Origin of the sequence: Variovorax paradoxus EPS (assembly GCF_000184745.1) — a bacterium.
In the GTDB taxonomy this organism is placed as follows: domain Bacteria; phylum Pseudomonadota; class Gammaproteobacteria; order Burkholderiales; family Burkholderiaceae_C; genus Variovorax; species Variovorax paradoxus_C.
In genome coordinates this window covers 3,860,031-3,878,376 of record NC_014931.1, presented here as the reverse complement: position 1 = coordinate 3,878,376, position 18,346 = coordinate 3,860,031, and the positions used below count along the sequence as shown (strand labels likewise).

15 protein-coding genes are annotated in these 18,346 nt (G+C 67.2%); 14 read left to right on the top strand and 1 reads right to left on the bottom strand.

All coding sequences use genetic code 11. From position 1 onward, the window contains the following. The first annotated feature begins 13 nt into the window (after positions 1-13). The 10 genes from VARPA_RS17920 to VARPA_RS17875 all read left to right on the top strand — a co-directional run bounded on the left by VARPA_RS17920 (position 14) and on the right by VARPA_RS17875 (position 11,369). Positions 14-985, top strand: a complete 972-nt coding sequence (locus VARPA_RS17920; RefSeq protein WP_013541998.1) for a VOC family protein — start codon at positions 14-16, stop codon at positions 983-985. Next, positions 982-1,989: a Bug family tripartite tricarboxylate transporter substrate binding protein gene (locus tag VARPA_RS17915; protein ID WP_013541997.1), complete on the top strand. Its 1,008-nt coding sequence runs from the start codon at positions 982-984 to the stop codon at positions 1,987-1,989. The genes VARPA_RS17920 and VARPA_RS17915 overlap by 4 nt, the downstream gene beginning before the upstream one ends. 29 nt (positions 1,990-2,018) lie before the next feature. After that, positions 2,019-3,176: an FAD-dependent monooxygenase gene (locus VARPA_RS17910; RefSeq protein ID WP_013541996.1), complete on the top strand. Its 1,158-nt coding sequence runs from the start codon at positions 2,019-2,021 to the stop codon at positions 3,174-3,176. 31 nt (positions 3,177-3,207) lie between these two features. Then, positions 3,208-3,429, top strand: coding sequence for a recombinase-like helix-turn-helix domain-containing protein (locus VARPA_RS17905; protein WP_013541995.1), 222 nt, complete (start codon positions 3,208-3,210; stop codon positions 3,427-3,429). 11 nt (positions 3,430-3,440) lie between these two features. Further along, complete coding sequence (locus VARPA_RS17900; protein ID WP_013541994.1) at positions 3,441-4,487, top strand: aromatic ring-hydroxylating oxygenase subunit alpha; 1,047 nt, start codon at positions 3,441-3,443, stop codon at positions 4,485-4,487. A 19-nt stretch (positions 4,488-4,506) separates the two neighbouring features. Next, entirely contained in the window at positions 4,507-5,475 is a 969-nt protein-coding gene (locus tag VARPA_RS17895; protein ID WP_013541993.1) for a PDR/VanB family oxidoreductase, read from the top strand. A gap of 22 nt (positions 5,476-5,497) precedes the next feature. After that, positions 5,498-6,604 (top strand): porin, encoded by a 1,107-nt coding sequence (locus VARPA_RS17890; RefSeq protein ID WP_013541992.1) that lies wholly within the window; start codon positions 5,498-5,500, stop codon positions 6,602-6,604. A 37-nt stretch (positions 6,605-6,641) separates the two neighbouring features. Further along, positions 6,642-7,958 carry an MFS transporter gene (locus VARPA_RS17885; RefSeq protein ID WP_013541991.1) on the top strand — a complete coding sequence of 439 codons (1,317 nt, stop codon included), beginning with the start codon at positions 6,642-6,644 and terminating at the stop codon, positions 7,956-7,958. 687 nt (positions 7,959-8,645) lie between these two features. After that, positions 8,646-10,865 carry a M1 family metallopeptidase gene (locus VARPA_RS17880; protein WP_013541990.1) on the top strand — a complete coding sequence of 740 codons (2,220 nt, stop codon included), beginning with the start codon at positions 8,646-8,648 and terminating at the stop codon, positions 10,863-10,865. Positions 10,866-10,952: 87 nt separating this feature from the next. Further along, positions 10,953-11,369 (top strand): hypothetical protein, encoded by a 417-nt coding sequence (locus VARPA_RS17875; RefSeq protein WP_234974769.1) that lies wholly within the window; start codon positions 10,953-10,955, stop codon positions 11,367-11,369. A 318-nt stretch (positions 11,370-11,687) separates the two neighbouring features. Here VARPA_RS17875 and VARPA_RS17870 read toward each other — a convergent pair whose 3' ends face one another. Next, a complete protein-coding gene (locus VARPA_RS17870) occupies positions 11,688-12,425 on the bottom strand; it encodes an ABC transporter substrate-binding protein (RefSeq protein WP_013541988.1) in 738 nt (245 codons plus the stop codon). A gap of 204 nt (positions 12,426-12,629) precedes the next feature. Between VARPA_RS17870 and VARPA_RS17865 the strand changes: the two genes are divergently transcribed. The 4 genes from VARPA_RS17865 to VARPA_RS17850 all read left to right on the top strand — a co-directional run bounded on the left by VARPA_RS17865 (position 12,630) and on the right by VARPA_RS17850 (position 18,317). Next, positions 12,630-13,244, top strand: coding sequence for a biliverdin-producing heme oxygenase (locus tag VARPA_RS17865; RefSeq protein ID WP_013541987.1), 615 nt, complete (start codon positions 12,630-12,632; stop codon positions 13,242-13,244). 106 nt (positions 13,245-13,350) lie between these two features. After that, positions 13,351-15,615 (top strand): ATP-binding protein, encoded by a 2,265-nt coding sequence (locus tag VARPA_RS17860; RefSeq protein ID WP_013541986.1) that lies wholly within the window; start codon positions 13,351-13,353, stop codon positions 15,613-15,615. Further along, a complete protein-coding gene (locus VARPA_RS17855) occupies positions 15,608-16,066 on the top strand; it encodes a response regulator (protein WP_013541985.1) in 459 nt (152 codons plus the stop codon). The genes VARPA_RS17860 and VARPA_RS17855 overlap by 8 nt, the downstream gene beginning before the upstream one ends. Beyond that, positions 16,059-18,317, top strand: a complete 2,259-nt coding sequence (locus VARPA_RS17850; protein WP_013541984.1) for a response regulator — start codon at positions 16,059-16,061, stop codon at positions 18,315-18,317. The genes VARPA_RS17855 and VARPA_RS17850 overlap by 8 nt, the downstream gene beginning before the upstream one ends. Positions 18,318-18,346: the final 29 nt, after the last annotated feature.

Sequence of the window (18,346 nt, the reverse complement as noted above, 5' to 3'; positions counted from 1 at the left end):
AGAGGACACGGCCATGAGCGTTCTAGGCATCGACCAGATCACCTACGGGGCGGACGACCTGCCCACCTGCCGCCAGTTCTTCGAGGACTGGGGCCTCGCACTGAAGTCGGAAGCGGCCGACGAACTCGTCTTCGAGTGCCTCAACGGTTGCAAGGTTGTCGTTGCGGCGTTGGACAAGGCGAGCTTGCCGCCCGCGATGGAAGAGGGGCCGACGCTGCGCGAAGTGGTGTGGGGCGTCGAAAGCGACGCGGACCTCGACCGCTACGCCGCCGCCATCTCGAAAGACCCGGCGTTCTTCGACGCCACCGTCGATGGCGCACGCCGCATCGGCTGCATCGACCCCAACGGCCTCGCCGTGCGCCTGCAGGTCAGCCGCAAGCGCGCGGTCGAAGTCGACTGCGGCGCGATGAACACCTGGAACGCCAAGCTGCGCGTGAACCAGCCCGCGCCGATCTACGAGCGCGCGACGCCCATCGAAGTCGGCCATGTCGTGTTCTTCGTGAGCGATGTGGTGAGCACCAGCGCGTTCTATGCAGACCGCTTCGGCTTCGTCTCGTCCGACAGCTACCCGAACCGCGGCGCCTTCATGCGCTGCGCGGCCGAGGGCGGCCACCACGACCTGTTCCTGCTGCAGATTCCCTCGGGCAAGCGCGGCCTGAACCACGTGGCCTTCACCGTGCGCGACATCCACGAAGTGTTCGGCGGTGGCCTGCATTTCTCGCGCCGCGGCTGGGAAACGCAGCTCGGCCCGGGGCGGCATCCGGTGTCGTCGGCCTACTTCTGGTACTTCAAGAACCCGGCCGGCGGACTCATCGAGTACTACGCCGATGAAGACCAGCTCACCGCCGATTGGCAGCCGCGCGAGTTCGAGCCCGGCCCGACAGTGTTCGCCGAGTGGGCGGTCGATGGCGGCCTCGATGGCCACACGCGCCGCCAGAAGAACGCGGAAGGCCCGAAGGGCGCCTTTCTCACCGAGAAGAAATGACTGACTCGATCATCACCATGCCACGACGTTTTTCCATCTCCCTTCTGTTCGCCGCATTGGCCGCTGTCGTCATGCCGGTGCATGCGCAGGGCGATGCACAGAAGCAGCTCTCCAGCGAGCGCTTCACCATCGTCTCGCCGTTCCCGCCCGGCGGGCCGGTCGATACGTTGGCGCGCGTGCTCTCCGACGGCCTTGCCAAGCGCTACGGCCAGGCGGCCGTGGTCGAGAACCTCGTGGGCGCGGCCGGCAACATCGGCATCGACAAGGTCAAGCGTGCGAAGGGCGACGGCCACACGCTGCTCGTGGTGCCGGCCGGCAACCTCACGATCAACCCGACGCTGATGCCGAACTTCCCGTTCGATATCGAGAAAGACTTCGTGTCCGTCACCATGCTCGCGAAGGCACCCAACGTGCTGGTGGCCGCGCCGTCGTCGGGCATCAAGAGCGCGAAGGAACTGGTCGCGATGGCCAAGGCCAAGCCCAACACGCTGTCGTATGCGTCGCCCGGCGTGGGCAGCGGCCTGCACCTGGCGGGCGAACTCTTCAAGCAGCAGGCCGGCATCGACCTGCTGCACGTGCCCTACAAGGGCACGGCGCCTGCGCTCAACGACGTGCTCGGCGGCTCGGTGCCGCTGATGTTCAGCAACCTGCCCGCGACCATGCCCTTCATCAAGAACGGCAAGCTCATCGCGCTGGGCGTGACCGAGGCCAAGCGCAGCGCGGCGGCGCCTGACATTCCGACGCTGGCGGAGCAGGGCATCCAGGGCGTGACCGTGACTTCGTGGTACGGATTGCTGGCACCCAAGGGCACGCCGCCCGCCGTGGTCGAGCAGCTCGCGAAAGATGCCGCTGAGATGCTCGCCCAACCCGATGTGCGCGAGCGCCTGAAGGTGCAGGGCATGACGGATGCGGCGATGAAGCCCTCCGAATTCGCTGCGCACATCCGCGAAGAAACAGCCGTGTGGGCCCGAATCATCAAGGCCCGCAACATCGTGGCCGAGTGAGCCGCAAGCAAGAACCAGGCAGAGACATCATGAAGACAAGCGAATCCACCATCGGCATCGTCGGTGCCGGCATCGGCGGCCTGGTGGCTGCCATCGCGCTGCGGCGCGCGGGGCACGACGTGGTCGTGTTCGAGCAGGCGAAGCAATTCGCCCGCGTAGGTGCGGACATCAACCTCACGCCCAACGCGGTGCGCGCGCTCGACGGGCTGGGCGTTGGTGAAGCAGCCCGCGTGACGGCGGCGCGCCCGTCGCACCGCATCAGCCGAACCTACGACACCGGCGAAGAAACCTCGCGGCTGGAGATGGCCGACTCGGCGGAAGAACGTTATGGCGCACCGCAGCTCACCATCCACCGCGCCGACCTGCTGGCCGCACTGGCCGACATGTTCCCGGCCGAGCGCGTCGCCCTCGGCAAGCGCGCCGAGAAGATCGCCGCGGACGAAGCGGGCGTGACCCTCTCGTTCACCGACGGCACCAGCGCCCGCGTCGGGGTGCTGCTCGGCGCAGACGGCATCCACTCGTGCGTGCGCACCGCGATGTTCGGTGCCGAGAGCCCGCGCTTCACCGGCATCGTCGCCTACCGCGCCGTCGTGCCCGCCGAGCGCGTGGCCGGCGTGCCGAACCTCGGCGCGTTCACCAAGTGGTGGGGCCCGAATCCGCAGAGCCAGATCGTCACCTTCCCGCTGAACCGCGGCAAGGACATCTTCATCTTCGCGACCACACCGCAGGACACCTGGCATCTCGAATCGTGGACCGCGCCCGGCAGCGTCGACGAGCTGCGCGAACAGTACGTGGCCTACCACCCTGAAGCGCGCGCCTTGCTCGATGCCTGCGACACGGTGCTCAAGACCGCGCTGTACGAGCGCGACCCGATGCCCGCATGGGCCGAGGGCCGCATGGCGCTGCTGGGCGACGCGGCGCACCCGATGCTGCCGTTCATGGCGCAGGGCGCGGGCATGGCGATCGAAGACGCCGTGGTGCTGTCGCGCCACCTCGAAGGCGTGTCGATGTCCGATGCGGCCGAGGCGCTGAAGAGCTACGAGAAAGCCCGCATAGCGCGCGCCAGCCAGGTGCAACTCGGCTCGCGCGGCAACAACTGGCTGCGCGAAGGCGGCAATGCGGACTGGGTCTACGGCTACGACGCCTGGGCCGTGCCGCTGGGCGAGCCCACCGCAGCCACCGCCTGATTTCATTTCACCTCACCCCCGGAGGCCCACGATGCAACAAGACCGCTATCTCCAACCGCACCAGGCGCGCCAGCGCCCCGCGACCACTTACGAAGACCTGCTGGGCGACGTGATCGAACGCGCCTTTGCCGATGGCATCCACGACCTCGGCGGCCTCGTGCAGCGCCTGAACGACAGCGGCCTCGCCACACCCGGCGGCCAGCCCTGGACCGAAGCGCTGTACCGCAAGGAAATGGCCGCCTTGGCCGCCTGAGAGGAACCCCCATGACCATCGCCATCACTCCCGTTTCCGCCGACCCGGTCGGCGATCTGCTCGAGATCGGCCTGAAAGATCTCTGGTACCCGATCTGCCCCTCGCACTTCATCAAGGAGAACCCCATCTCCCTGCGCCGCCTCGGCCGCAAGATTGCCCTGTGGCGCGACGGCGAAGGCGTGCTGCATGCGCTGGAAGACCGCTGCCCGCACCGCGGCGCGCCGCTGTCGCAGGGCGTGATCCTGGGCGACCGCCTTTCGTGCCCGTACCACGGCGTCGAGGTGCGCCATGACGGCGTCGTCACGCGCGTGCCCGGCAGCCCGGGTTGCAAGCTCGAGGGCTCGCAGGCCACGCGCCACTTCCATGTGCAGGAGCGTGCCGGTGCCGTGTTTCTCTACAACTCGAAGGAGCCGGTCGATATTCCGCCGTCACTGGTGCTGCCGGAGCAGCTCACCGACGAGGCCGAGTACAGCAGCTTCCTCTGCTACACCGAATGGAAGGGCGACTACCGCTACGTGCTCGACAACGTGATGGACCCGATGCACGGCACCTACCTGCACAAGCAGTCGCATTCGATGGCCGAGGGCGATTCGTCGGCCAAGTTCGGCATCCGCCAGACCGACATCGGCTTCGTGTTCGAGAAGGAAGGCCAGCGCAACGTCAACTTCGACTGGACCGAATGGGCCGACACCGGCATCCACTGGATGCGGCTGGAAATTCCGTACCCGAAGACCGGCGGCCCCGGCGGCAACTTCATCATCATCGGCGCGTTCTCGCCGATGGCCGATGGCATGACGGCCACCTTCTTCTGGCGCGTGCGCAAGCTCGCGAAGGGCTGGGAGCGCGACACCTGGCGCTTCCTTTACAAGAACCGCCTGGAGGCGCGCCACTGGCATGTGCTGGAGCAGGACCGCGTGATGCTGGAGGAGATGGAGCCCGACGCCAACCAGCACGAGAACCTGTACCAGCACGACCTGGGCATCGTTCGCCTCCGCCGCCACATGCGCAACCTCGCGGTAGCGCAGTTGGCCGAAGCCACCGAAGCCGCGACGGCCTGACCGGGAAGCGAGCACGCCCATGTCTTCTCCTACGCTGAACGCCCTCGTGCACACGATGCGCTACGAGGCTGACGGCATCGTCAGTGTCGAGTTCCGGCCTGCCACGCCCGCCGTGGACTTCCCGGCCTTCGAAGCCGGCTCCCACATCGACCTGCATCTGCCCAACGGGCTGGTGCGCAGCTACTCGCTGTGCAATCCGGCCAGCGACCGTCAGCGCTACGTGGTCGGCGTGCTCAACGACCGCAAGAGCCGCGGCGGCTCGCGCTATGTGCACCAGCAGCTGCGCGTGGGCATGACGCTGCCGATCTCGGCGCCGCGCAACAACTTCAAGCTGCAAGAGGACGCCGAGCGCTCGGTGCTCGTGGCCGGCGGCATCGGCGTGACGCCCATCTGGTGCATGCTGCAGCGGCTCGCGGCCATCGGCCAGCCGGTGGAACTGCTGTACTGCGCACGCACCCGCAAGGAGTCCGCGTTCTGCGAGTCCATCGAGGCGCTCGCGACAGAGAAGGCGATCCCGCTCACCTGGCACTTCGACGACGAGAAGGGCGCACCGCCCGACCTCGCGAAGCTGCTGGCGGGCAAGGGCGGCACCAGCCACTACTACTGCTGCGGCCCGACGCCGATGCTCGATGCGTTCGAGAAGAGCTGCGAACAACTGGGCTATGCCAACGCGCACATCGAGCGTTTCGCAGCGGTGCATGTGGAAGCGCCGAGCGCCACGCAAGGCTGCGTGGTGCAGTGCGCGAAGAGCGGCAAGAGCGTGGAAGTGCCGGCGGGCAAGTCGATCCTCGACAGTCTCATCGATGCCGGGCTCAACCCCGACCACAGTTGCAAGGAAGGCGTGTGCGGCGCCTGCGAAACAGCGGTGCTCGAAGGCGAAGTCGAGCACCACGACGGCATCCTCACCAAGATCGAACGTGCGTCCAACAAGACCATGATGATCTGCGTCTCTCGCTGCAAGGGCGAGCGGCTGGTGCTGGACATCTGAGAAAAACCAACCGAGACATCCATTGAAAAACTACTTGATCGCGCTGGCTGCGGCCAGCACGGCTGGCGGAGCGCTGGCCCAATCTTCCCTCACGCTCTTCGGCGTGGTCGACGCGGCCGTCACCTACACGCGCGGCAGCGGCAACGGATCGGCCCACAAGACGCAGCTTTCCAACAGCGGCAACATGTTCAGCCGCCTCGGCTTTCGCGGCACCGAAGACCTGGGCGGCGGCTACTCGGCCAACTTCTGGCTCGAGATGGGCCTGCAGAACGACAGCGCGCTGGGCTTTCCCTCGAACTCGAACAACCAGGCCAGCGGCAACGGCACCGCGGGCGTGCTGAGCTTCAACCGCCGCTCGACCGTGAGCCTTGCCGGCTCGTTCGGCGAAGTGCGCCTGGGCCGCGACTACGTGCCCGCGTTCTGGAACACCGCCATCTTCGATCCCTTCGGCACGGGCGGCGGCATCGGTGCCAACCAGATCTATTTCTCGGGTCTCGGCGGCCTCGTCGCGCCGACGGGCACGCGCGCATCGAACAGCATCGGCTACCTGCTGCCGGCCTCGCTCGGCGGCTTCTACGGGCAGGTGATGTACGCGATGGGCGAGAACGATTCGAACTCGGTGCTGCCGGGCACGCGGGTGCCGAACAAGCGCGATGGCAATCACACGGGCCTGCGCTTCGGCTACCAGAACGGCGGCCTCAACATCGCGCTGGCCACCGGCAAGACGCGCTATGCCAGCGGCGACCTGCGCGTGACCAATCTCGGCGCGGCCTACACCTTCGGTCAGTCGCTCATGAACCTGAAGCTCACGAGCGAGCTGTACACCGAGTCGAAGGGCACGACCGACGCGAAGGGCGCGCTCATCGGCTTCCAGCTGCCCATCGGCGTCGGCGAGATCAAGGCCTCGTACGCGCGCTACCGACTGGAGCCAGCGGGCGCCGCACTGAAGCCGACCTCGTCGAAGCTGGCCATCGGCTACGTGCACAACCTCTCCAAGCGCACCGCGCTTTACGCGACCATCGCGCGCATCAGCAACAGAAACGGCGCCACGCAGGCGCTCTCGGGCGCGATCACCGCGCCGAACCGAGCGTCCAGCGGCACCGAGTTCGGCATGCGCCACATGTTCTAGGCGCACGCACCGTCGCAGCAAACACGAACACACACCCATGCAGAGCAAACACCTTCGTTGGTACGGCGTCGCCACCCTGTTCGCCATCGTCGCGATCTCGTACGTGGACCGCATCAACATCGCGGTGCTGATCACCGACGCCGCGTTCCTCGACCACGTGGGCCTCGCGGCTAACGACCGCGTGAGCCAGGGCCTGCTGGCGACGGCGTTCATGCTCGGCTATGGCGTCTCGGCCTTCGTGCTCACGCCGTTCTGCTCGGCGCTGTTCGGGGTGCGGCGCAGCCTGATCTACGGATTGATCCTGTGGGGCGTGGTGACATGGGCCTCGCCGATGTTCAACAGCTACGGCCTGCTGCTGGCTTCGCGCGTGCTGCTGGGCGTGTCGGAGGGGCCGCTGTTCTCGCTTGCTTCGTCGTACATCAAGGCGCACTTCCAGAGCCACGAGAACGGCAAGCCCAACGCGTTGGTGAACATGGGCACGGGCATCGGGCTGGCTGTCGGCTATCCGCTGGTGGGCTACCTGCTCGCGCAGTTCCAGTGGGACACCTCGTTCCATGTGCTGGGCATCATGAACATCGCGCTCGGCATTCCGCTGGTACTGGCCTTCGTGCGCATGCCGCCCGGCAAGGAAGACGCTGCGCGGCCTTCGTCGCTCCGCGAGGCGATGGCGCGCGTGGGTGCGATCGTGAAGGGCGCGCTGCACACGCGGCACCTGTTCCTCATCACCTTGCTCACATCGGCAGCGCTGGCTTATCTCTGGGGCAGCAGCAACTGGTTGCCGACCTACCTGCACGAAGCGCGCGGCTTCTCGCTGCGCGAGATGGGCTGGCTCGCTTCGTTGCCGCAGTACGCGACGGTGCTCGCCGTGCTGGTGAGCGGTGTCGTCATCGACAAGATCGAACGCGAGCACGTACCCTTCATCTTCATGGGTGCGAGCGTGGGCGTGGCGCTGTCGGTGCTGATGGCCATCAACGCGCACGATCCGTACGCTGCGGCGTGCTGCCTCATTGCGGCTAACTTCTTCTGGGGACTGCAGAGCCCGGCGATCCCGAGCACCATTCAATATTGCTCGCGCCCCGAGCACACCGCGAGCGCCTTCGGCGTGACCAACGGGGCAGGGAGCCTCGTGGCGGGCTTCATGCCGGCGTTGATGGGCGGCGTGATCAGCGCGGTGTCGCACGGCTCGTCGGCATCGGGCGCAGCCACTGCGTCGGCCGCATCCGCATCGGGCTTCTTCGCAGGTTTCGCGCTGCTGATAGGTACGCAGGTCATCGTGTTCGGCTGCGGCTTCGTGCTGTGGTTGCGCGAACGCACGCGCGTGGCTTCGAGCGCTGCGCATTCACAGGTTTTGTAGCGCCTGTATCGCCTTGAGGCAGGGAGTGTGGCTGCATCGTCACACTCGATGGCTACGAGTTTTCGTACGCGCGCCGCGCATGTGCCGAATCTGCGAAACCAACTTCGTATTGCACGACACGCATTGAATGCGGTGACTCCATTCGTCCTAGCGCGCGCGAACATTTTGAGAGCGAAAAGTTCCGCGAGTCGTTGAGCTGTCGCATTCGATCAGCTACAACTGAGCGCATTCAATGGACGAGGGAATGCGCGTGATATCAACGACAAGAGCCGCAAGAATTCTGATCCTGACGAGCACCACAACGCGTGTCGTTCCTGCTGCGCATGAACGAGCCGCGCCGAGGCGCGGGCGCTAAGGCACACAGCCGCCTCGAGGCCCGCTCCCCCCGCATCCCATCCACCCGCGATCCGACGGGAATGGAAGCCATCACCCCCCGCATCCTCGGGCCGCCTGCATAGCTTGCAGCGTGGCTTGGTGTCGCACGTGCATTCGTTTTTACGCAGCACATCGACTTAAGAAATTCCGGTGGTTCCGTCTTGTCCTGACGAACGTCTCGTTCGCCGGGAGGGTGCGGTGCTGCCTGTTCGCAGCGTCAGTCGTTCTTCCATCACCGCGCGTCTCCGCGCATCACCGGCTACCCGCCGATGCATGCAAGGACAGCGCAAATGTCCTTACCAAAAGGCGATCATGAAAAAACTCAACTACTCCCTCGTGAATCATCTTGCCATCACCGCAGTGACCCTTGCCGTTCTCACGGCTTGCGGCGGCGGCGGAGACAGTAGCCCTTCGTTCGGTGGCGGTTCGGGTGTCGGCCTGTCGGGCCCGATCACCTCCGGCCCGGCATCCGACAGCACAGGCAAGACACCGGACGACGGCGTGCCGGCACCGGCTGCCGTGTCCGCGGTCGACAAGTCCGCCAAGCCGATGGAATTGCCCGACACCGTCTGGCCGAGCAACTACAAGCTGTGGTTCCGGCCCGATGCGGCGCTCAAGACTTTCGTGGGCCGCGGCGACGTGGAGATCGAAGTGCTCAAGCCCGTCGATGCGATCGTGGTCGCTGCACACAACCTCAACTTCGCCAAGGGCCGCACCACGCTGCGCAAGGTGTCGAACCCGGGTGAGGCGATCCCGCTGATCCCGACGCCGCAGACGCTCGGAGACTTCGTGCAGCTGCGTTTGAACGACGGCCAGATCGCCAAGGGCAAGTACCTGCTGCACATGGAGTGGGACGGCAAGATCCAGTTCTCCGATGCGGAGTACTGCCCGCCCGCGGAGATGGCGCGCAACCCGTTCTGCTCGGCCGCCACCGGCATCTTCAAGGTGGGCCTCTCGACACCCGAAGGCGTGAGCAGCGATGCCATCGTGACGCAGGGCGAAACCAACTACGCGCGGCAGTGGTTCCCGGGCTGGGACGAGCCGGCCTTCCGCCACACCTTCGAGATTTCGGCCGAAGTGCCGGGCGACTGGAAGACGGTCTCGAACGGTGCGCAGAAGTCGGCGGTGAAGCTGCCCGACGGCTACCAGCAGGTGTCGTTCGAGAAGACGCCGTCGATGCCGATGTATCTCACCTTCTTCGGCGGCGGCAAGTTCGACATCCTGGCCGACACCTTCAAGAACCCGCTCGATGGCAGCGACATGCCGCTGCGCTGGTTCACGCCGCCGGGCCGCTCGGACTGGGCCAAGTTCGCGATGGAGTGGACGAAGGTGTCGATGGACTACTACTACAAGTACACCGGCATCCCGCTGCCCTTCAAGAAGTTCGACACCGTCGCTGCCAACGACAGCTACGACAACAAACCCAACACCGGCTTCGGCGGCATGGAGAACTGGGGCTCGATCTTCGAGTTCGCCGATTCGGTGCTGACCAAGCCGGGCGACAAGCCCACGCTGTACTCGGTGACGGTGGTGACGCACGAGATCGCGCACCAGTGGTTCGGTGACCTGGTCACGCTCGACTGGTGGGACAACGTGTGGCTCAACGAATCGTTCGCGCGCTGGTTCGAAAGGCGCACCACCATCAAGTTCCACCCCGAGTACTACAGCTTCTCGGACTACGTGCTGGACAAGCACAACGTGATCGTGGCCGACCTGAAGAACACGGCCGTGCCGGTGCAGCGCAACCTGAACGACGCGGGTTCGTTCGGCTTCATCAGCCCGTCGATCTTCGTCTACAACAAGGGCAGCCATGTGCTGGAGACGATCCAGAACTACATCGGCGAAGAGGCGATGCAGAAGGGCCTGCAGATCTACCTGAAGGACTACGCGTACGGCAACGTCACGCCGTCGCGCCTCTGGAGTTCGCTGGAGAAGGTCACCGACAAGAAGGTGAGCGACATCGGCGACAGCCTCATCCGCCAGACGGGGATTCCGCTCCTGACCGTGGACGCGCAATGTGCCGGCGACCGCACCTACGTGAACATCAGCCAGGAGTCGTTCCCCAACCAGAACCAGTTCCCGGCCTCGACGTGGACCATTCCCGTCACGCTGGCGTATGGCAATTCGATGGAGCAGCGCAAGACCTTCGTGATGTCCAACAACGCGGTGCAGCTGGAGCTGCAGGGTTGCACGGCGGTGCTGGCCGGGCCGACCGGACAGGACTACTACGTGAGCAACTACAGCGCGCAGTCGTGGAGCGACCTCTTGGCCAAGGTGCAGAACTTCGCGGCCAACAAGCCGCTCTTGCTGAACATCGAGCGCGACGCGTTCCGCCTGAAGGAAGTGGGCCGCATCACGCAGACGCAGTACGACCAGATCAAGGGCGTGCTGAACCTGCCGGCGCCGCTGCTCGCCAAGACGGACCTGAGCCAGCAGAAGATGGCGGCGGTGGATGCGGGCGAGAAGGAAGAGTACCCGCACGCACTGCGCTTCCAGGGCAGCCTGAAGCTGCGCGAGAACGACAAGCGCTGACCGAGCCTCGTGATTCACATCTGACCCACGCGTGAAGTCCGCCGGGCGCACCTTTTCGGGTGCGTCCGGCGGCTCATGCCTCACACCATGACCATCATGAAAAACCTGTTCAAGTACATCGTGGCGGGCGCCTGCGTCTCGCTGCTGGCCGGCTGCGGCGCGGGCGGCGGACCCGAAGCCGAACTGGTCGGCGTCTACGCCATCAAGAAGAACGGCGCGCTCAAGGAAGTCGTGAAGATCGAGCGCCAGGGCGACCGCTACATCATGCGCGACAAGGTGCGCACGCCCGAGTGGAGCGAACCCAAGATGCAGATGCAGCCTGTGACGCGCGAGCGCTGGACCAGGATCACCACCGACAGCGAGAACACGAAGTTCGTGGGCGTGTCGAGCGACCAGCTCGCGATCTTCAAGGTGCCGCCGGGGTGGCAGAAGAACAGCTTCAAGACGGAGACCGGGTACTTCCTGTTCTATTCGCAGGGGCCGGTGGAAGCGTACAAGCTCTGACGGCTTGCGGGTCGTTCGTTTGGGTCGGTTCAGTTCAGGGCGGCGATCACGCCGACGGGGTACCTTGCTCCGCGAATGTCCCCCGCTTCGCTCCTCCTTTATTTCGCTGCGCAAGGCACCCCATCGGCGCGCTCGTTTTTCAGTGCAGTCGTTGATCATCGATACACCAGCAGCGCGTCCAAGTGCGCAGGGCATCGGGTGCTCCCCGCAGCGAAATCAAGGAGGAGGCGAAGCCGGGGGACATTCGCGGAGGGGAGTACCCGGTGGCCTGTGCACCCGCCTGAAGGCGACCGCTGAACACAGACAGTCGCCCGCAAATCAAGGCGCGACGATCGCCCCTTCGATCCGGTGGCGCTTGAGCGCATCGGCCACAAACCCGCTCGCCTTCATTTCTTCGACAAACGCCGCAAGCAGCGCCTGCGCCTCGGCGCCGCGGCTCGCCGGCGTGCCCATGGCTTGCTGGATCACCATGAAGCGCCCCGGCAGCACACGCACGCCAGGCGCGCGCGCCGCTTCACCTTCGAGCAGTTGGCGAATGCCGGCCGCCACTTCGACTTCGCCCGCGCGCAGCGCCGCCAGTGCGGGCCCGGCGCCTTGCAGCCGCACGATCTCGGCCTGCTTGATTTCGCGCGTGAGGAACAGGTCGTAGGCGCTGCCCGAGCCGACCGAGATGCGGTGGCCCGGCGCATCGACCTGGGCGTTGTCGGTCAGCGCGGAAAATTCGGGCACGAGGTAGCTGCCCTCGATCAGCACATAGGGCGCGGTGAAGCGCAGGCCTTCGCTGCGCGCCGGATCGACGGCGAAGAAGCCGATGTCGGCCTTCTCGTTCTTCACCGCATCGACCGAGGCCGCGGCCTTCTCGAACACCACGAGTTCGACACTCACGCCGAGCCGCCGTGCGAACTCGCGTGCGAGATCGATCGATACGCCCACCGGCTCGCCGCTCGCGGCGTCCTTGTTGGCAAGGATCGGATTGCCGAGGTTGATGGACGCGCGCAGCGTGCCGCTGGGCGCGAAGGCGGAGACGAGGGCGGGGGAAGGCTGGGGCTGGGTCATGGCGTGCGTTCTTCCAGGAAAAGTCGGATGAAAAAAGAGGAGGGCGAGGCAGAGGCGGCGGCCAGTTTACGTGGGGGCCGGCCGGATTTCCTACTGGAGAAAGGGAAGCGCGCCCACCGGCGCCGCGCGGCATTTGCGTAGGCTCGGTCTACCCCGGATCGAGCACCCGCCTCGGTCCCTCCGACTTGCCGTTTCGCCTGCTTCATGACGACCAACCCGCCCGATATCGCCGACGTCCTTCGCCCGCTGCGCACCGCCACCCACGCGCTGCACGAGGCGCTGGACAGCCGCCTGCCGATCGCGCGGGACGATGCATCGCTGGCCGACTATGCAGGGCACCTGCGCGCCCTTCGGCCCTGGTTGCAGGCGGTGCGCGACGCGCTCGCAGCTTCCGGCGTGCCGGGCCTCGAACGCATCGCCCGGCGAACCGACCGGCGGCTTGCTGCGTTGGCGCTCGATCTCGACGATCTCGGGGCATCGAACACCAGCGAGCAAGGAGACGGTTTGGACACGACCCCCCGGCTGGCCGAGGAATCCGTACGCGATCCTGCCTTCGCCTGGGGCCTGGCCTATGTGCTCGAAGGCTCCCAGCTCGGCGGCATGGCGATGCACAAGCGGCTCGGTGCGCGCCTTGCGCCGCATCCGCTGCGGTACTTTCAGCCAGTGGATGCGCCCGGCGGGCTCGCGGCGCAATGGAAGGAATTCGTCGCCCAGCTCGGTGCCGCGCTGGCGGACCCGTCGGCCATCGACGCGGCCCGGCGCGGCGCGGTCGCGGGTTTTCGCAGCCTCATGCCCCGCTTCGGATTGCAGGGCTTGTAGGAAACGGCCGACGAGATCCCAGAGGACGCCGAGGCATGATCCCCGCCACCCGTTTCTTCAGATTCTTTTCCCGGACCCAGCGCGCCGCCGCACGCGCCGATTGAACGTGCCCCAGCCTCACGCGACCACCCCCACCCCCCACGCCTTGCGGCCGCCCGAGGTCGACCTGTCGTCCTGCGACCTCGAGCCCATCCGCGTTCCCGGATCGATCCAGCCGCACGGCCGGATGCTGGTGCTGGAACCCGATTCCCTCGACCTCGTCGCCTGGAGCGACAACTGGCCCGACGGCCAGCTCGATGCCGCGCAGCAGGTCCTTCGCGGACTGGTGCTGCCCGCGCTCGAGCCGGGCGCGACGCCCGTGTCGCTCGGCGCGCTGCGCGTGGCGGGAGAGACCCTCGACGTGGCCGCGCACCGCAGCGACCGCCATCTCTTCGCCGAGTTCGAGGCCGCGTTGCCCGCCGCCGGCAACGAGGCGCCGATCTACTCGCTCGGGCGCGTCTTCCTGCCGAAGCTGCAGGAAGCGGGAACGCTGGAGCAGCTCACGCAATTGACCGCGGCCGAGATGAAGCGCCTGACCGGCTTCGGCCGCTGCCTGATCTACCGCTTCGATGCGGCCGGCCATGGCGAGGTGCTGGCCGAGGAGGCCGACCCCGGCTACGACAGCTACACCGGCCACCGCTTTCCGGCCTCCGACATTCCGCAGCAGGCGCGTGCGCTGTACCTGGTCAACCACTTCCGGCTGATCGCCGACGCCACCTACACGCCGGTGCCGCTGCGTGCCGCCGATCCGGCGCTCACCGCGGCCGACCTCGACCTCTCGCAGGCCCAGTTGCGCAGCGTGTCGCCCATCCACCTCGAGTACATGCGCAACATGGGCACGCTCGCGTCGATGTCGGTGTCGATCGTGATCGACGGGCGGCTGTGGGGACTGATCTCGTGCCACGACCACCAGCCGCGCTTTCTGGACCCCGGCACCCGCCTGGCGTGCGAGCACCTGGGGCAACTGCTGTCGCTGCAGATCCAGTCGAAGGAGAGCAACGTCGCGGTGGCCGAGCGGCTGGAGCTGCGCCAACTCACTTTGCAGATCGTCTCGCACCTCGCGGACAGCGACGCCACGCTGCAGCGGCTGGTGGCGGAGTCGTCGCTCATGCTGCGGCTGGCACGCGCCACCGGCGCGGCCGTGGTGCTGGACGACGAAGTCTGGAGCGTGGGCGACGTGCCCGCGCGCGCGCAGGTGCAGGAGCTGGCGAGCTGGATCGCCGGGCTCGGCACCGAGGTCTACGAGAGCAGCGAGCTGCCCGCGCACTTCGCGGCGGCGAACGAGTTCCGCGAGGTGGCGGCCGGCGTGCTCGCGATCTCGATCTCGCAGGTGCACCGGCACCTCATCCTGTGGTTCCGGCCCGAGATCGTGCAGACGATCCAGTGGGCCGGCGATCCGAAGAAGCCGAAGGCCGCGGCCAGCGGGCGCATCCACCCGCGCATCAGCTTCTCCAGCTGGGTCGAGGAGGTGCGCGGCCGCTCGGCGGCCTGGACGCCGGCCGAAGTGGGCGCTGCGGTGGAACTGCGCCAGGCGCTCATCGGCGTGGTGCTGCGGCGCGCGGAAGAGCTGGCGGCCGTGGCCACCGAGCTCGGCCGTGTCAACAAGGAGCTCGAAGCCTTTTCGTACACCGTCTCGCACGACCTGCGCGCGCCGATGCGGCACATCGCCGGCTACGTCGACCTCGTCGCGCAGACCGAAGGCAAGCAGCTCAGCGAACGCGCGCACCGGTACCTGGGCCACGTCAAGGATGCGGCCGCTTTCGCGGGGCAGATGGTCGATGCGCTGCTCGATTTTTCGCGCATGGGCCGCGCCGCGCTGAAGCAGCGCATGGTCGACACCGAATCGCTGGTCGAAGGCCTGGTGCGCGAACTGGCCCGGCTGGAGCCGGCGCGCCGCATCGAGTGGCAAATCGACCCCGGACTGCCGACGCTCTACGCCGATCCGCTGCTGCTGCAGGTGGCCGTTCGCAACCTGCTGGCCAATGCGGTGAAGTACTCGCGCACCCGCGATCCGCAGCGCATTGCGGTGCGCGCGATCCGCAGCGACCTGGGCAGCGGGCTGGAGGTCGAGGACAACGGCGTGGGCTTCCAGATGAAGTACGTCGACAAGCTGTTCGGCGTGTTCCAGCGGCTGCACCAGGCCGAGGAATTCGAAGGCACGGGCATCGGCCTGGCCAACGTGAAGCGGATCGTCGAGCGCCACGGCGGGACGGTCTGGGCAAAGGGCGCGATGGGCGAGGGCGCGACCTTCGGCTTCATCCTGCCGAACCGGGAACCGGGCAATGAACACGCGGTGGGCACGCCGCCAGACAACGGAGGAAAACATGCTTAAGCCGATCCTGCTCGTCGAGGACGACAAGCGAGACCTGGAACTCACCCTCATCGCGCTGGAGCGCAGCCAGCTCGCGAACGATGTCATCGTGCTGCGCGACGGCGCGCAAGCGCTCGACTACCTGCGGCGCGAGGGCGAGCACGCCGCGCGCTCCGAGGGCAACCCGGCCGTGATCCTGCTGGACCTGAAGCTGCCCAAGGTGACCGGCCTGGAGGTGCTGCAGGCAGTGCGTGCCGACGCGGCGCTACGCAGCATTCCGGTGGTCATGCTCACCTCCTCGCAGGAAGAGTCGGACGTGCTGCGCAGCTACGAGCTGGGCGTGAACGCCTACGTGGTGAAGCCGGTGGCGTTCGACCAGTTCGTCTCGGCCATCGCCGAGCTGGGTGTCTTCTGGGCGGTGCTCAACGAGCCGCCGCCCGGTTCCTTGAAGGCGACGCGCCGACATGAATAGGCCGGGCGTCGCGAGCGTGCTGGACGATATGGACATGGCGAACATGGCGGACGCGGTGAACGCCCCGGATGCAGCCGGCGCCGCGGCGCCCGTACCGATCGACGTCCTGATCCTGGAGGACTCGCGCTTCGACGTCGAACTCCTGGGCGAGGCCCTTTCCGCCGCGCTGCCGCAGGCGCGGACGCATGTGGTGCGCGACGAGAGCGGCTTCGTCGCGGCGCTGGGCGAGCGCAGCCATGCGCTGATCCTGTCGGACTACGAACTGCCCGGCTTCTCCGGTGCGGAGGCGCTGGCGATCGCGCAGCGGGTGGCGCCCGAGACGCCCTTCGTTTTCGTGTCGGGCGTGATCGGCGAGGACAACGCGGTCGAGTTGCTCAAGCGCGGCGCGACCGACTATGTGAGCAAGGGGCGCCTCGCGCGGCTGCCGGTGGTGCTGGAACGCGCCTTGAAGGAGGCGGCCGACCGGCGCGCCAAGCGCGTGGCCGAGTTCCAGCTGCAGGTGGCCAACGAGACTTTCCGCGAGGCGGAGTCGCGGCGCCTTGCGCTCATGGAACTGGGCGACCGCATCCGCGACATCGACGACCCCGCCGAGATCGCCTACGTGGCCTCGGCCATGCTGGGCCAGCGATTGGGCGTGGACCGCTCGGGCTACGGCCTGGTGGACAAGGCGGCCGAGACGATCTCGATCGACCGCGACTGGACCGCGCCCGGTGTCGCCAGTCTCGCGGGGCTGCTGCACTTTCGCGACTACGGCTCCTACATCGAGGACCTGCTGCGCGGCGTGACGGTGGCCTTCGCCGATGCGCGGCTCGACCCGCGCACCCGCGACAACGCCGATGCGCTGGACGCCATCACCGCGCGCGCGGTGGTCAATATGCCGCTCACCGAGCGCGGCGGGCTGGTGGGGCTGCTGTACCTCAACCATGGGCAGGCGCGCGAGTGGACGCGCGACGAACTCGACTTCGTGCGCGAGACCGGCGACCGGGTGCGCTCGGCCATCGCGCGGCGCGAGGCGCAGATCGAACTGCAGGCCTTTGCCGAGTCGCTGGAGCGGCAGGTCGAGGAGCGCGCCGCCGAGCTGGAGGCTGCGCGCGAGCAACTGCGCCAGAGCCAGAAGCTCGAAGCCGTGGGCCAGCTCACCGGCGGGCTCGCGCACGACTTCAACAACCTGTTGGCCGCCATCAGCGGCAGCCTGGAGCTCATGCGCCGGCGCGGGCTCGATGGCAAGCCGGCCGAGATGGAGCGCTACATCGGCGTGGCGCAGGGCGCGGTCAAGCGCGCGGCGGCGCTCACGCACCGACTGCTGGCGTTCTCGCGGCGGCAGACGCTGGAGCCCAAGCCGCTGAATGCCAACCGGCTGGTCTCGGACATGGAAGAGCTGCTGCGCCGCACGCTCGGCCCGCAGATTTCGCTGGAGGTGGTCGCGGCGGTGGGCCTGTGGAACGTGCATGCCGATCCGAGCCAACTCGAGAACGCGCTGCTCAACCTGTGCATCAACGCGCGCGACGCCATGCCCGAGGGCGGCAAGCTGGTGATCGAGACCGCCAACCGCTGGGTCGATGTGCGCACCGCGCAGGAGCGCGACATGCCCACCGGCCAGTACGTGTCGCTCACCGTCAGCGACAACGGCGTGGGCATGACGCCCGAAGTGGTGGCGCGGGCCTTCGATCCCTTCTTCACGACCAAGCCGATCGGCATGGGCACGGGCCTGGGCCTGTCGATGATCTACGGCTTCGCCAAACAGTCGGGCGGGCAGGTGCGCATCTATTCGGAACTGGGCAAGGGCACGTCGGTCAGCCTCTACCTGCCGCGCCACGACGAGCAGGAAGAGGCCGCGAGCGAACCGGTGGAAGCCACGCTGGCCCCGCGCGCCGACCAGGGTGACACGGTGCTGGTGGTGGACGACGAGCCCGCGCTGCGCATGATCATCGTGGAGGTGATGCGGGGCCTCGGCTACGCCACGCTGGAGGCCGCCGACGGCGCGGGCGCGCTGCGCATCCTGCAGTCGCCGCGCCAGCGCATCGACCTGCTGGTGAGCGACGTGGGCCTGCCCGGCGGCATGAACGGCCGGCAGGTCGCCGATGCGGCGCGCACCGCGCGCCCGGGGCTCAAGGTGCTGTTCATCACCGGCTACGCGGAGAACGCGGTGCTGAGCCACGGCCATCTCGACCGCGGCATGCATGTGATGACCAAGCCGTTCGAGATGGATGTGCTCGCGCGGCGGGTGAAGGCGCTGATCGAGTCGCGCTAGCTAGCGAGCGAGCGCCGCCGGGGCGGCAG